Consider the following 15,497-nt stretch of genomic DNA (forward strand, 5'->3'; position numbering starts at 1 on the left):
TTCAATGAAAAAATGCTCGTTGTAAAATAATAATAGGTGTGGTGATTGTGTGTCTGAAGTAACCATTTCTCAACTGGAGACAATGACGTTAAAAGAGCTTTATGCGAAAGCTAGAGAGTATAAAGTATCATATTATGCAAAATTAACTAAAAGAGAATTGATTTTTGCTATTTTAAAAGCACAAGCAGAAAAAAGTGGCTATTTATTCATGGATGGAATTTTAGAAATTATTCCATCAGAAGGGTTCGGATTTTTGCGTCCAATTAATTATTCTCCAAGTGCAGAGGATATTTATATCTCAGCTTCTCAAATTCGTCGCTTTGATCTTCGGAATGGAGATAAAGTTTCTGGTAAAGTACGTCCACCAAAGGAAAATGAACGTTACTATGGTTTATTACATGTGGATGCAGTAAACGGAGAGAATCCAGAGATGGCTAAAGAGCGTGTCCATTTCCCTGCCTTAACGCCATTATATCCTGATCGCTTAATGCATTTAGAAACAAAAACAAAAAATATTTCCACTCGAATTATGGATTTAATTACACCAGTCGGTTATGGGCAACGTGGCCTCATTGTAGCCCCACCAAAAGCTGGTAAAACGATGTTGTTAACGCAGATTGCGAATAGCATTACAGAGAATCATCCAGATGTTAAGCTAATTATTTTATTAGTAGATGAACGACCAGAAGAAGTAACAGATATTGAACGTTCCGTGCATCCTGATGTAGATGTGGTAAGTTCTACATTTGACGAAGTACCTGAGAATCATATTAAAGTTTCTGAGCTTGTATTGGAGCGTGCGATGCGTCTGGTTGAACATAAGAAGGATGTTGTTGTGTTAATGGACAGTATTACTCGATTGGCGCGTGCTTATAACTTAGTTATCCCACCAAGTGGACGAACCTTATCTGGTGGTATTGACCCAGCGGCATTCCATCGTCCAAAACGCTTTTTCGGAGCTGCTCGAAATATTGAAGAAGGTGGTAGTTTTACTATCTTAGCAACTGCATTAGTAGAAACTGGATCACGCATGGATGACGTCATTTATGAAGAATTTAAAGGAACAGGTAACATGGAACTTCATTTAGATCGTTCACTTGCACAAAGACGGATTTTCCCTGCGATTGATATCATACGATCAAGTACAAGAAAAGAAGAACTACTATTATCTAAACCACAATTAGATATGATGTGGGCTGTTCGTAAGTCCATGCAAGATTCACCTGATTTCTTAGATCGCTTCTTACGCAAATTGAAAAACACGAAAAATAATGAAGAATTTTTTCAACAATTGGAAGAAGAAATGAAACGTAAAGGAACAACCAGAAAGTAATAATTGCACTAGAATAGCTAACAATAGGAATAAAATAATAAAAGTATAATCGTAAAGGAAAGATAAACTCACTCTTGCAAACAGTAGTGTACACTGTTATAATCTTTCTGTATGACACATATCGACGCATATTACACAAAAGGTGTGATATAGTGAATAACTCTGTTTCCAAAGGATTCAGGGCAAAAGGAGTGGAAAGACATGAAACAAGGAATTCACCCAGAATACAGAAAAGTTGTATTTCTTGACACAAGTTCTGATTACAAATTTCTTACCGGATCTACGAAAAATTCAGATGAAACAATTGAATGGGAAGATGGTAACACATACCCTCTAATCCGTGTGGAAATTAGTTCAGATTCTCATCCGTTCTATACTGGTAAGCAAAAAGCAGATAAAGCTGGTGGCCGTGTAGATCGCTTTAAGAAAAAATATAACCTTAGCTAATTATTTAATTAGTTAACATGAAGAGCCATTTCTTTTGTAGAAATGGCTCATCTTAACCTTAGACAAGTGGAGAAAACAGGCATATGTTTGTAGCCTGTTTTTTCTTTTTCACGATAGAACAATGTATATAATCACTGTATAAATAAGAAAGTTTATATATACTAGAATTATCAATAAAAAATAAAGAAATCTTTACTTTTTACTATGGATAATCAGGTGTATAATGCTGCAATTTGTTTTACATAAGAAAGGAGAGGCCGTACGTGTATGTAATGAAGCAAAGTGGATGGGTAGAACTTATCTGTGGTAGCATGTTTTCGGGAAAATCAGAGGAATTAATTCGCCGTGTTAGAAGAGCAACTTATGGCAATTTAACCGTTCGAGTCTTTAAGCCTGCAATAGATAATCGATATGGTGAAGAATCTGTCGTTTCGCATAATGGAAACTCCATTCTCGCTAGACCAGTAACATGTGCGAATGACATTATTGAACAAATGGATGATACGATTGATGTAGTTGGAATAGATGAAATACAGTTTTTTGATGATGAAATTATAGAAATTGTTGATGAATTGGCCAATCATGGGCACCGTGTTATTGTAGCTGGCCTAGATACTGATTTTCGTGGAGAACCATTTGGACCAATGCCGCAATTAATGGCTTTAAGTGAGTCTATTTCTAAATTAAATGCTATCTGTCCAATCTGTTCTTCTCCTGCAAGTCGAACACAACGCTTAATTGATGGGAAACCGGCATCTTATAACGATCCGATTATTTTGGTAGGTGCATCAGAATCTTATGAACCGAGGTGCCGTCATCACCATGAGGTTCCTAATAAACCAAGACCGACCATACGTAAAAACACAACTTCAAATCCATGAAAGTGAACAAACAAGCTAAGATAAAAGAATAGGAAAGTTAAAAGCGAACTATAATTTATTAATCATTATAGTTCGCTTTATTAAAATCAATCATGCATAGCCATCATATTTTTGGGGAAAGTGAGTATAATTCCTATTTAAAAACATGATTTTGACGGACGATTTTTGCTATATTATAATAAAAAGTATTGTATAATAATAAAATGGACTGTACGCGTTACGTGTAAAAGAAAAAGAGGTGAAGAACGTGCTTGATAAACTACAATCACTAGAAGCCCGTTATGATAAATTAAATGAATTGTTAAGTGACCCTGAAGTAATCAGCGATACAAAAAAATTAAGAGAGTACTCGAAAGAACAAGCAGACTTAACGGAAATCATTCAAGTGTATCGAGAATACAAAGATATATCTAATCAGCTAAATGATGCAAAACAGATGTTGGAAGATAAATTGGATGATGAGATGTATGAAATGGTTAAAATGGAAATTAACGAGTTAGAAGATCAAATCCCGGAATTAGAGGAAAAACTAAAAGTTCTCTTATTACCAAAAGATCCAAACGATGATAAAAACGTTATTATGGAAATTCGTGGGGCAGCAGGTGGAGATGAAGCAGCGCTATTTGCTGGCGATCTTTTTCGAATGTATGCTCGATTTGCTGAAGCCCAAGGTTGGAAACTCGATGTAATGGAATCCAACTCCACTGGGGTCGGTGGTTATAAAGAAATTATTTTTATGATTAATGGTAAAGGTGCCTATTCAAAGTTAAAATATGAAAATGGTGCCCACCGTGTGCAACGTGTTCCTGAAACGGAATCTGGCGGGCGCATTCACACATCAACGGCTACCGTTGTTGCTTTGCCGGAAACAGAAGAGGTAGAAGTAGATATCCATGAAAAAGATATTCGCGTCGATACGTTTGCTTCAAGTGGACCTGGTGGACAGAGTGTAAACACAACAATGTCTGCTGTTCGTTTGACCCATGAACCAACTGGCGTTGTCGTATCGATGCAAGATGAAAAATCACAAATTAAAAATAAAGAAAAAGCGATGAAAATTTTGCGTGCTAGAATTTATGATAAATTCCAACAAGAAGCACAGGCGGAATATGACGAAACAAGAAAATCCGCTGTAGGATCAGGTGACCGTTCGGAACGAATTAGAACGTATAACTTTCCACAAAATCGTGTGACTGACCATCGTATAGGCCTAACCATTCAAAAATTAGATCAAATTTTAGAAGGGAAGCTAAACGAAGTCATTGATGCGCTTTTAATGGAAGAACAAACAAATAGAATGGAACAAATCGGTGAATAATATGACACAGCCTAACTTACAAGAAGTCCTTCGTCGGGCTTCTCTTTTTTTAGAACAAAATAATAGAGAACCGCGTATAGCAGAACTATTGCTAATGCATCATTTACAACTGGATAAAACACAATTACTTATGCAACTACGCCAATCAATAGCAGAACCAGTGTATCAAGCATATCAACGTGATATGGTTAAGCATGTTGAAACAGGTGTACCTATTCAACATCTTATTGGATATGAATCTTTTTATGGTCGAAAATTCAATGTAAATAAAGATGTACTTATCCCAAGACCGGAAACGGAAGAACTTGTATTAGGCACACTTGAGAAAGTGAAGCAACTGAAACGACCCCTTCGAGTAGTGGATGTTGGTACAGGTAGTGGGATTATTGCGATTACATTAAAGCTAGAAGACCCAACCTTAGATGTACATGCACTAGATATCTCTGAAGCAGCATTAACAGTAGCGCAAGCAAATGCAAAGCAGCATCATGCAAACGTATCATTTGCGCAAAGTGACTTTCTACAATCTTGGATTAATCAAGGGAATAAGGCAGATGTGATTATCTCCAACCCTCCTTATATTCCTTGGAAAGATAGTGACACATTATCTGATACAGTGAAAAATTTTGATCCCTCATTAGCATTGTTTGCAGACGATAATGGCTTGTACGCTTATCAACAACTTATTGAACAAGCAGAACAAGTGTTATCCACATGTGGATTACTTGCCTTTGAAATAGGTTATCAACAAGGGGAAGAAGTAAAAGCACGTATTCAAGCAAAATTTCCTAATAGTGATGTAGAAATAAGAAAAGACATAAACGGAAAAGACAGAATGGTATTTGCAACATTGTAGAACCGAATAATCAACTATTAATGTAAACGACCGAAATAGCGCACATATAATTAGAACGATTGATGTATTCAAGTAAATTGAAAAAATAGTAGTTTCCTAGTTTAAAAGTTAATAAGCACGCCCATACTGTTTGTATAGCAAACAATGGGGAGCGATATAAAGATGAAGAAACATATAGTTATTGTAATTATTTCATTTATAGGTTTATTTATTTTAGTCAATCAGTTGTGGATAAATCAAGAGGCCGCCGCAAGTGATTACCAAGTGATTCCGGATGAAGCCATACGTTTACGCATTTTAGCAAATAGTGATCAAGAAAAAGATCAATCGATAAAACGAGTAGTAAGGGATGAGGTTAATCAAGAAATAACAAAGTGGGTAGAAGAACTAGATTCTATTGAAGTTGCTAGAAAAGTAATTCAAGAACGTTTACCTGCCATCGAGAAAATTGTTGAACGAACATTAAAGCAAGAAAATATAGCAACGGATTATCAAGTCAATTATGGTAAAGAAGTAAACTTTCCTTCAAAAGTTTATGGGAAATATGTTTACCCTGCAGGAGAGTATGAAGCGATCCTCATTACACTAGGGGAAGGAAAAGGTGCAAATTGGTGGTGCGTGTTATTTCCGCCATTATGTTTTCTTGATTTTTCTAATGGGACAACGGTAGCTGCCGCAGAAGAACCTGAAGAATCCGAAGAACCTAAAGAACCTAAGGAATCCAGAGAAACAAAACCAATTCAAACAGAGGAAGAAAAAGATGTAGAAGTGAGATTTTTTTTCTTAGAATGGTTTCGTTAAGGTATAATGAAACAAATCTATCATAGAAATAGTAGAAAGCTAGATTTTCTATGAGGAGATGATTACAATGGAATGTATAAAGGCAAGTGAACTGACAAGAGATGTTTGGGAAGAATTTTTTTATCATCAATTACCTGCAAATCTTACAGAAGAAGATATTCATGCTTATGGCTATTTTATAAAAGAAGATGTGATGCATGCTTTCTTTATGCTAGTACCTGTGAAAGATAATGGTGTGCAATTAAAGCATTTATATATGAAAGAAAAATTAGCACCGATGTATATTCTTGCCATAATAGAAGTGTGTATTCAATTAGTAAAAACAAAGCAATTAAAGTACATGTTTATCTATAGTGAACAGGATGCATTAAATCAATTACTAAAACAATTACATTTTGAACCAGTCACATCACCACCAGATAATCAACAAAAGCCAGGTAAGTGGTGGGGAATAGTAGTAGATAACGCGGAAGTTTATTAACAGTTGTGGATAACCATTGTTGATAACTTGTTAATAATGCACTATAGTTAATAAAAATTATATGATTAAAGTGAAAACGTAAACAGTTTACGGTGATTGGCAAATGTAAGTTGTTCACATCTGGATAACGTGTGGATAAGTTGTGATGTATTTGTTGATAACTTGTTAATAACAGAAAGGGATTCTTATGGAAAGACAGACAAAATATTGGACAATCAGAGAATTGGATCAAAAAGGACAACAATCAATTAAAGAAGCTGCAGCTTTACTAAAAAAACAAGAATTAGTTGCTTTTCCAACAGAGACAGTATATGGATTAGGTGCTGATGCGACGAAGGAAACAGCTGTTTCAAAAATTTTTAAAGCAAAAGGACGTCCTTCAGACAATCCGTTGATTGTTCATCTAGCAGATATAGAACAAGTACCGCATTATGTGAAACGTGTGACCCCAATTGCGGAAAAACTAATCAATACGTTTATGCCGGGGCCAATCACTGTCATTCTACCTAGTAATGAAAAAATTGCTACTAACGTTACTGCGGGCTTAGATACCCTCGGGTTACGTATTCCGGATCACCCCATTGCTAGAGCCTTATTAAGAGAAGCTGGACTTCCAATTGCAGCACCAAGTGCCAATACGTCTGGTAAACCTAGCCCAACTACTGCGATCCATGTCTTTCATGATTTAAATGGAAAGATAGCTGGGATTGTTGACAGTGCTTCTACAAACGTTGGAGTGGAATCGACTGTTGTTGATTGTACAGGAGATGTGCCCATCATATTACGACCTGGTGGGATCACGAGGGAGCAAATAGAAGAAGCTACTGGTGTAGTAACTGTTGATCCAACAAATGATCAGCAAACAGATAAGCCAAAAGCCCCTGGTATGAAATACAATCACTATGAACCAGAAATGCCACTCTGGTTAGTTGATGGTACAAGTGCGTTTTTTCAAAAAGAAATTGACCGTCTAACAAAGCAAGGATTAAGGGTTGGAGTAATGGCAAGTGAGGAGTTAATTGGCAAATTACACGTTTCCAATAGTAGAATTTGTGGTTCGAAGTCAGATTTAACTACAATAGCTGTCCACTTATATGATACGCTTCGATCATTCCAAGCAAAGGATACCGATGTTATTTTAGGAGAAGTGTTTCCAAAACAAGGCATTGGTCAAGCAATTATGAATCGTTTAGAAAAAGCAGCATCAGAAATCATAAGACAATGATAAACAAACGGATCAAACGTTATACTTTTATGACGTTTGATTTTTGTATTTTCTTGAGCGTGTCCTCCATTCAGGTAGAAAACAACTTTCTTTTGGGATAATTTACTTTCTCGGCATATCTGGCAAGCCCTTCACATATAGTAGACTAGCATGTCCTATAAATGGAGGGAATAGCTATGATTGAACTAAATGGCACCATTTCATTACTTATTATGGCCATTGCACTTGGTATGGATGCATTCTCAGTAGGTTTAGGAATGGGGCTACAGTTACTACGGTTAAAACGTATATTCTTTATAGGTGTCACGGTAGGTATCTTTCATATTATCATGCCATTTATAGGGATGATTGTCGGACGATTAATTTCAACTCAATTAGAGGGTGCAGCAATACTTTGTGCTGGCTTGTTACTTTTTGGGCTAGGCATACATATGATGCTACAAACTTTTCAAGAAGAAAGAAAGCAGCCAATGAAACCAATTGGTATCGGCTTATTTCTGTTTTCGTTCAGTGTAAGTATGGATAGTTTTTCTGTAGGGCTAAGCCTAGGCATGTCTGGTGTAAAAATCCTATTAAGCCTTATATTATTTGGTATAATGAGTATGATTTTAACATGGAGTGGCTTGCTTTTAGGAAGGAAAGCACGTGGGTTATTAGGTGTGTATAGTGAACTACTTGGTGGCACGATTTTATGTGGATTTGGCCTTCACTTTATTTTTGGTTAAGTAGGTATAATAAGTGTACATAGATAACCTACTAATTACGTATAATAGATTAAGAGGAATAGTTTTCCTGTTTAACCTAAAAAATGAACAGGATATATTGTAAAAAGAATAGAAATGTATAATAATAGATATAGGCTAAATCATTTAGTCTATTTTTTATAGGTCAAATACGTAGAAAAGGAGGAATCTTGATAAGAAAAGTCTATTTTTAAACTAAATTGTCATGTAATTCAGAAAAAAACGCTTATAGTATTAAGCTGTTATGGACAAGGAAAGTTTGTATGTCGTAGTTCAACATGTTTTAAAAGTTGCTAATGAAGAGGATGCTTTATTTATGTGCACATATTAAATGCAGTTGCTTGTTCAGTAGAGAACATGCAGCAGATCATTCACCTGTTTAATTATGAATGATTAAAGGGAGGAAACGCGTTGAAGAATTATATTAAAAAAATAGCAATCTGTTTTATTGCAGTAATGGTGTTCATGCCGTCACTATTGACAAATTTTGCGGTGCCTATCCATGCAGTAGGGGATGAACCTATTTTCACGGCTTCTGGTTCAGAAATGGGGTCAACAGGTCCTGAGAAAGCATTTGATGGGCTTTATAACCGATATGACAATCCTGATTCTAGATGGAGTAGTGAAGCATCATTAGCTTCAGAAGAGAATCCAAAATGGTTACAGGTTGAATACCCTGAACAAAAGACCTTTGAAGGGTTCAAGATACATTGGGAAAGAATAAATGTAAACGCTTATCGCATTGAAGTATCAACAGATGGCGATAACTTTGAAACAGTCTATGATTCAACAACGAATAAAAAGCAATGGATTGAAACAGTGAAATTAGACGAAGCCGTTACTGCTAAAGTTGTTCGTTTAGTTATTACTGATTTTGATGAAACTGCTCCTAATATTGACAAAAGTGTTACTTGGCCAACTGTATCTGTGTATGAATTCGAAGTATTAGAGAATTTAGATACGGTAGTAGTTGGAACAGACAATGTAGCAGTTGGAAAAGAGGCTACTGCTTCAAATGAAGAAGCTGGTACAGATTTTGTGGCTAGTAATACAATTGATGGCGATCTAACAACACGCTGGTCTACCGATAAAAGTGAAGACATTACCCCAAGAACGCTCACCATTGATCTACAGCATTTGACCCAATTACAATCTGTTATTATTAATTGGGAAAGAGAAAACCCAAACATTATTGCTTTTGATTTAAGTTATTCGGAGGACAACGAACAATACTTCCCCATTTATGAACAAACAGAGAAATCTGGTATACAACGTCAAATAGTGAATTTGCAAAATAGTATAAATGCCAGATATATTAAACTACATGTGACAGAATATGATGGTGGTAGTAGTAACTGGCCAAATGTTGGCGTGAATGAAGTGGAAGCCTTTTCTACACCTGTAGAGGAGTCACCAGATGAAATTACTTCATTAAATCAAATTACAACGCTTTCAGTCAATGAAGAAACAGGTGCATTAGATATTCCACAAGCATCGAATGGTACTATTTCGGTTGTTGGAAGCAATGCACAACCAGTTATTGATCTGAATGGTAACGTTTTCGAACCTTTGACTGATAAAGATGTGAAAGTAACATTAGAATTAACAAAATCAGAAAGTACAGAAACAAAAGAATTTACCGTTTCTGTTAAAGGTAAATATGACAATGAAGGAACAAATGAAAAACCAAAAGTAATTCCAGCCCTGCAAGAATGGTATGGATTAGAGGGAATGACTACGGTCGATACCGATACTACATTAGTAGTAAAAGATGCTTCTTTCACTAAAGCTGCTGAAATTTTTAAGCAGGACCTAGTTGAAATGGAAGATCTGGATTTAACCATTGGTACAGCAGAGACCAATGCGATTATCTTCCAAAAAGATGAAGCTGGTGTTTATGGTGAAGAAGGCTATCACATGGAAGTGAAAGACGGGAATATCGTCATAACTGCTGAGGAGTACACAGGGGCATTTTATGCAACAAGAACATTACTACAACAGTTGAAACTTAGTGAAACAAATGAACTTCCTAACGGTTTGATTCGTGACTATCCAAAATATAAAGTTCGTGGATTCATGTTAGATGTTGGGCGAAAGTTTACGGATTTAGAGTATATGTACCAATATATGAAAAACATGAGTTATTATAAAATGAACGATTTTCAAGTTCATTTAAATGACAATGAATTAGAAATGGATTTGTATGGTTCGATCGAGAACGCTATCGAGAACGCTTATGCAGGTTTCCGACTAGAATCAGATATTGTGGGTGAAAATGGCGTAGCCCTTACTTCAGAAGATGGTTATTATACAAAAGAAGAATTCTCACAATTTATAACAGATGCTGGAAATTACGGTGTAGATATTGTTCCAGAATTCGATACACCAGGGCATGCGTTATCTATGGTGAAAGTAAGACCAGAACTTCACTATAAAGGGGAAATCATTAATAATAAGCCACCTGAAGAAGCGGCAGCAATGCTAGATTTATCACATCCAGACACGATGCCTTTTATTAAATCAATCTATAATGAATATTTAGATGGTTCAGATCCTGTGTTCCAAGATATGCCAATTCATATCGGAAGTGATGAATATTATGGGGAAGCAGAAGCATATCGTGCATATGCAGATGAGATGCTTAAATTCATTCGTGATGAGAAGAATCACACTGTACGATTATGGGGAAGCCTATCCAATAAAACGGGTAGTACACCGGTAACATCAAAGGATGTTCAAATGCAAGTATGGAACACGTGGTGGGCAAATCCGAATCAGATGCTTGAACAAGGCTATGACATTATCAACATTGATGATGGCCAGATCTATATTGTACCAAGAGCGGGATACTATAACGATCGTTTGAATCCGGAACGTTTATACAATAACTATCAACCAAATAAGTTTTCAAATGGGACAATTGTCAATGAATCAAGTCCTCAATTCTTAGGCGGTATGTTTGCTCTTTGGAATGATAAGATCGGCAAACTTGAGAATGGTATTACTACTTATGACATGTTTGACCGCATATTTGAAGCTATCCCTGTTATGGCACAAAAGAATTGGGGAAGTAGTACAGAAGATATGCCTTATGCTTCATTTGCAGAATTAGCACAAAATACAAACCTAGCTCCTGAAACAAATCCGTTTTATGAGGTACCAACGGTAGAAGATACGGTACTTGATTATGATTTCTCACAAAGTACAGTAGACCAAAGTAAAAATGGGTATGATATCAAAGACACAGTCAATGCCGACGTGGTAGAAGGACAAGGGTTACAGCTACATGCTAATGAAAGTTATGTAACTACAGGACTAACCAATCTAGGCCCTAGCGCTGTAATGAATGTAACACTGACTTTGGATGACACAGATGGTACACAAATTTTAGCGGAAACAGTTAACCATGGCTTATTAGATGGTTTAGCATCTGAAGACTATGCTACGCTATATGCGGTAAATGAGGATGGATATGTAGGATACGATTTTGGTAACCTATCTTATTCTTTCAATCACAAATTAGTTGCAGGTGAACAAACCACACTAACCTTCATTACCGATATGGAGAAAACGAGATTATTAGTAAATGGTGATGAGGTAGCGCTTACTGAAGATACAAGTATGCCATACAATACACTTGTATTGCCACTTGAGCGAATTGGAAGTGCAACCGATGCATTAGATGGTACCATTTCAACATTTAATGTCACAAAGGGTAAATATATTGATCCAACAAAGATAGACCCTAGTACAATGACAATCACCGCTTCAAGTGAAGAAAAAAATCAAAGTAATACTTCTGTAGAAGGACCAATTGAACTTGCATTTGATAATGATACAGACACGATTTGGCATAGTGAATGGGATAAAAATCCTCCACTACCATACGAGGTGAACTTGGAATTATCAGAAGAAACGAACTTGGATAAATTCCTTTATACACCACGTAAAGGTGGCGCTGATGGAGCTGCTAATGGTTTAATCACAGCATATCGAATGGAAGTAAGTACAGATGGTGAAAATTATCAAGAAGTTGCTTCAGGTAATTGGGAAGCAAATTCTATCGTTAAGAACATTGATTTAAACGGTGTAAATGCAAAATATGTTCGTTTTATTGTAGAAGACGGTGTCAATGGTTTTGCCAGTGCTGCAGAATTTTCATTGCACACACCAGACACACCAGAACCAGTTGAACCAGTTCTAACGGTAAAAGATGCAACAATCAAAGCAGGAGAATCGTTAGACTTACGCTCATTAATTACAGAAGCCACAGATGAGGCGGGAGAAGAAGCCACAGAAGCGGTAGTAATTGATGAAGGAGACTATGATGCATCCGTGCCAGGAACGTATACAATCACCTATACATTAGGAGATGTAGAACAAACAGCAACGGTGACGGTAGAAGAAGCAGACACACCAGAACCAGTTGAACCAGTTCTAACGGTAAAAGATGCAACAATCAAAGCAGGAGACTCGTTAGACTTACGCTCATTAATTACAGAAGCCGCAGATGAGGCAGGCGAAGAAGCCACAGAAGCGGTAGTAATTGATGAAGGAGACTATGATGCATCCGTACCAGGAACGTATACAATCACCTATACATTAGGAGATGTAGAACAAACAGCAACGGTGACGGTAGAAGAAGCAGATACACCAGATCCAGTAGATCCAGGTGATTCTGATGACTCCGATGACTCAACTACTGACAAAGAAGAATCAGATCAAGATTCAAATCAGTCAGATAGTGAGGAAGAATTACCTGAAACAAGCACATCTATCTTTAATAGTCTATTTATTGGTTTAATCCTATTAGTAATAGGTGGTGCAGCTTTTGTCTTATTAAGAAGAAGATCTCATTCTTAATAAACAATTAGCATAGTCATGTCATAAAATGAATAAACCGCAAGAAATCATTATTTTTAAACTGATTTCTTGCGGTTTTTTTGAATGAATTTTAGGTTATTGTTTGGTTCGATCCTAAATGTGGTGGTGCTCACTGTTTTATCAATGCTTAAAGACAAACAAAAAATACACGCACATATTGTGGAGACAAGAGGTGCGAACGTTTTTAGCATAAAAGAGCCTTAGCATAGGAAATATGCGAGACTCCTCGAAAATAAAGAGCAATTTTCTTCGTGCGATGCATCGCTGTCGAAGTGTTTCTTGTCCTGCAGGAACAGCACGAGTCCGAAGATCCACTTGGTAAAGAATAGATGTTAGACTAAGACCGTCACGTCCTGTGACAACGTCTAACTGACCCACGTCTTGTGGGCCTGAGTCCGTGACTGCGGAAAGCGAGTATATTTCCTCTGCGGTTCAGGCATAGTCTATTTTTAGCAAAAAGGCTTTAAATAAAAGAGATGATGGAGTGACAATCACACCACCATATTTGACAGAGAACCTTTAAACATTGTTTATAACATAGCAATCTACAGCTTGCACTTTAAACATACTAATTATATCATAGACAAAAGACTTCAAATGAATTCGAAGCCAAATGGAAATGGTGAAAAAGGTTATGCTCATTCTTGGGAATTATTTTTTGAAAAGTGTGATAGAAAAGTAGGAGGAATCAATACGCATGAATGTATTATTTATATGTACAGGAAATACATGTCGGAGTCCAATGGCAGAAGCACTCCTGCGAAAGAAATCAAGTGTAAACGTAAAATCAGCAGGGATGTTTGCAAATGAAGGATCACCGGTGTCAGAAGGTACACAAACAGCATTATCATCAGTTGGTGTGACACATCAACATCAATCACAACCAATAACAGCTGATTTACTCGATTGGGCAGACTTAATTTTAACCATGACAATGAGTCATAAAGAAACATTACTCACTACCTATTCACAAGTTTATGATAAGACGTATACCTTAAAAGAATATGTTTTATTAGATGGAGAATTTACTTGGGAAAAATTAAAAGACGCTTATCGTCGTTTAGAAGAAAAGCGTGCAACCATTGTATATGAAAAAGACCAACTACAGACTGAACAACAGATGCGGGCATTTTTACGTGAAGAACAAGATGAAATTGATCGATTGGAAAGAGAAATGCCTAATTACGATATAGCTGATCCTTTCGGAGGAAATGCAGCTACTTATGAAGAGACGCTTCAAGAAATGGAAAAATACATCAATTTATTAATAGAGAAATTAGAAAAATAAACAAAAAGCATAATTAATCCAATACGCTCTGTAAATTCGTCAGCAAAACAAGTAAAATAAGAGGTAAGAACAAGGTTAATAAAGGAGTGATAAAAAATGAAAATTGTATTAGCTTCCGATCATGGTGGCTTTGAATTATTGCGGGAAATCGCGTCACAGCTAGATGATCTAGGAATTGATTATGACAATATTGGTTGTGATTGTGAAACGTCTGTTGATTATCCAGACTATGGCATACCGGCTGCGGAAAAAGTAGCTAATGGCTCATATGATCGTGGCATCTTAATCTGTGGAACGGGAATTGGAATGTCCATTGCCGCCAATAAAGTGAAAGGCATTCGAGCCGCATTAGTGCATGATGTTTATACTGCACGCGTAACTAGGGAACACAATGATTCTAACATATTAGTCATGGGGGCTCGTGTCATTGGTGTTGACCTAGCAAAAGAAATTGTGAAAACATGGTTAGCTGGAGAGTTTCAAGGAGGCAGACATGCCAATCGGATTGGAAAAGTTGCAGCCTATGAAGAAAAATAAGGAAGTGTGATCGATGACGCTAGAACAACAACTGGATCAACTTGTCTCAGACTGGTTAGCAGTAAATTACTTACACCAAGATGAATTATTTGTTATTGGCTGCTCAACAAGTGAAGTAATGGGAGAAAAGATAGGAACTGCAGGAAGTGAAGAAGTAGCTACCCATGTTTTTTCAGCAATGCAAGACCTACAATCGAAAACGGGTATTCTTCTTGCTTTTCAATGTTGTGAACATTTGAATCGAGCACTAGTTCTGGAGCGGTCTACTTGTGAGAAGTATGGCTATGAAGCGGTTCGTGTAATCCCTGCAAAAACAGCAGGTGGATCGATGGCTACCTATGCGTTTCAGCAGATGGAAGACCCGGTAGTCGTTGAGCATATACAAGCTCATGCAGGGGTAGATATCGGTGAAACAATGATTGGAATGCATGTAAAGCCAGTAGCTGTTCCCGTTCGATTAAGTCAACGAAAACTAGGTGAGGCGCGTGTTAATGCAGCCTACGCTAGACCAAAATTAATTGGTGGGGCACGCGCGATATATCAGTAACATTTCAGGTTAAAAAGTAGAGCAAATAAACGTTTGATAAAAGGAAGGATCTATACCAAATGTAGTGGTGCTCTCTATTTTATTAAGGCTCAGAAGGTAACAAGCATTTAGCATAAAAGCGGCTTAGCAGAGGAAATATGCGAGACTCCAGCGGAA

General features: G+C 36.8%; 13 protein-coding genes. All 13 read left to right on the forward strand.

Annotated features, from left to right (window positions below; translation table 11 throughout):
• The first annotated feature begins 49 nt into the window (after positions 1–49).
• The 13 genes from rho (at position 50) to BN1058_RS01915 (ending at position 15,341) form a co-directional block, all read left to right on the forward strand.
• Entirely contained in the window at positions 50–1,333 is a 1,284-nt protein-coding gene (gene rho, locus BN1058_RS01855; protein ID WP_090852042.1) for a transcription termination factor Rho, read from the forward strand.
• Positions 1,334–1,534: 201 nt separating this feature from the next.
• Positions 1,535–1,780 carry a type B 50S ribosomal protein L31 gene (locus BN1058_RS01860; RefSeq protein WP_090852045.1) on the forward strand — a complete coding sequence of 82 codons (246 nt, stop codon included), beginning with the start codon at positions 1,535–1,537 and terminating at the stop codon, positions 1,778–1,780.
• Positions 1,781–2,043: 263 nt separating this feature from the next.
• Complete coding sequence (locus tag BN1058_RS01865; RefSeq protein ID WP_090852048.1) at positions 2,044–2,661, forward strand: thymidine kinase; 618 nt, start codon at positions 2,044–2,046, stop codon at positions 2,659–2,661.
• A gap of 247 nt (positions 2,662–2,908) precedes the next feature.
• Complete coding sequence (prfA, locus tag BN1058_RS01870; protein WP_090852051.1) at positions 2,909–3,979, forward strand: peptide chain release factor 1; 1,071 nt, start codon at positions 2,909–2,911, stop codon at positions 3,977–3,979.
• Between the two features lies 1 nt (position 3,980).
• Positions 3,981–4,835, forward strand: a complete 855-nt coding sequence (gene prmC, locus BN1058_RS01875; protein WP_090852054.1) for a peptide chain release factor N(5)-glutamine methyltransferase — start codon at positions 3,981–3,983, stop codon at positions 4,833–4,835.
• A gap of 162 nt (positions 4,836–4,997) precedes the next feature.
• The gene (gene spoIIR / locus BN1058_RS01880; RefSeq protein WP_090852057.1) at positions 4,998–5,636 is read left to right on the forward strand and encodes a stage II sporulation protein R; all 639 of its coding nucleotides are present in this window, start codon (positions 4,998–5,000) and stop codon (positions 5,634–5,636) included.
• 67 nt (positions 5,637–5,703) lie between these two features.
• The gene (locus BN1058_RS01885; RefSeq protein ID WP_090852060.1) at positions 5,704–6,117 is read left to right on the forward strand and encodes a hypothetical protein; all 414 of its coding nucleotides are present in this window, start codon (positions 5,704–5,706) and stop codon (positions 6,115–6,117) included.
• Positions 6,118–6,304: 187 nt separating this feature from the next.
• Positions 6,305–7,342: an L-threonylcarbamoyladenylate synthase gene (locus BN1058_RS01890; protein ID WP_090852063.1), complete on the forward strand. Its 1,038-nt coding sequence runs from the start codon at positions 6,305–6,307 to the stop codon at positions 7,340–7,342.
• Positions 7,343–7,518: 176 nt separating this feature from the next.
• Complete coding sequence (locus BN1058_RS01895) at positions 7,519–8,067, forward strand: manganese efflux pump MntP (RefSeq protein WP_090852066.1); 549 nt, start codon at positions 7,519–7,521, stop codon at positions 8,065–8,067.
• Between the two features lie 429 nt (positions 8,068–8,496).
• Entirely contained in the window at positions 8,497–12,948 is a 4,452-nt protein-coding gene (locus BN1058_RS01900; protein WP_090852069.1) for a discoidin domain-containing protein, read from the forward strand.
• 718 nt (positions 12,949–13,666) lie between these two features.
• The gene (locus tag BN1058_RS01905) at positions 13,667–14,257 is read left to right on the forward strand and encodes a low molecular weight protein arginine phosphatase (RefSeq protein ID WP_090852073.1); all 591 of its coding nucleotides are present in this window, start codon (positions 13,667–13,669) and stop codon (positions 14,255–14,257) included.
• A gap of 96 nt (positions 14,258–14,353) precedes the next feature.
• Entirely contained in the window at positions 14,354–14,794 is a 441-nt protein-coding gene (gene rpiB, locus BN1058_RS01910) for a ribose 5-phosphate isomerase B (RefSeq protein ID WP_090852076.1), read from the forward strand.
• A gap of 13 nt (positions 14,795–14,807) precedes the next feature.
• Positions 14,808–15,341, forward strand: coding sequence for a TIGR01440 family protein (locus tag BN1058_RS01915; RefSeq protein WP_090852079.1), 534 nt, complete (start codon positions 14,808–14,810; stop codon positions 15,339–15,341).
• Positions 15,342–15,497 lie beyond the last annotated feature (156 nt).

Source organism: Paraliobacillus sp. PM-2, assembly GCF_001368815.1.
Classification (GTDB): domain Bacteria; phylum Bacillota; class Bacilli; order Bacillales; family Amphibacillaceae; genus Paraliobacillus.

What these genes read in the sequence shown, in the direction of transcription:
- BN1058_RS01860 (WP_090852045.1), top strand. Translation starts at nt 1,535, where the DNA reads ATGAAACAAGGAATTCACCCAGAATACAGAAAAGTTGTATTTCTTGAC.
- prmC (WP_090852054.1), top strand. Translation starts at nt 3,981, where the DNA reads ATGACACAGCCTAACTTACAAGAAGTCCTTCGTCGGGCTTCTCTTTTT.
- spoIIR (WP_090852057.1), top strand. Translation starts at nt 4,998, where the DNA reads ATGAAGAAACATATAGTTATTGTAATTATTTCATTTATAGGTTTATTT.
- BN1058_RS01885 (WP_090852060.1), top strand. Translation starts at nt 5,704, where the DNA reads ATGGAATGTATAAAGGCAAGTGAACTGACAAGAGATGTTTGGGAAGAA.
- BN1058_RS01890 (WP_090852063.1), top strand. Translation starts at nt 6,305, where the DNA reads ATGGAAAGACAGACAAAATATTGGACAATCAGAGAATTGGATCAAAAA.
- BN1058_RS01895 (WP_090852066.1), top strand. Translation starts at nt 7,519, where the DNA reads ATGATTGAACTAAATGGCACCATTTCATTACTTATTATGGCCATTGCA.
- BN1058_RS01905 (WP_090852073.1), top strand. Translation starts at nt 13,667, where the DNA reads ATGAATGTATTATTTATATGTACAGGAAATACATGTCGGAGTCCAATG.
- rpiB (WP_090852076.1), top strand. Translation starts at nt 14,354, where the DNA reads ATGAAAATTGTATTAGCTTCCGATCATGGTGGCTTTGAATTATTGCGG.
- BN1058_RS01915 (WP_090852079.1), top strand. Translation starts at nt 14,808, where the DNA reads ATGACGCTAGAACAACAACTGGATCAACTTGTCTCAGACTGGTTAGCA.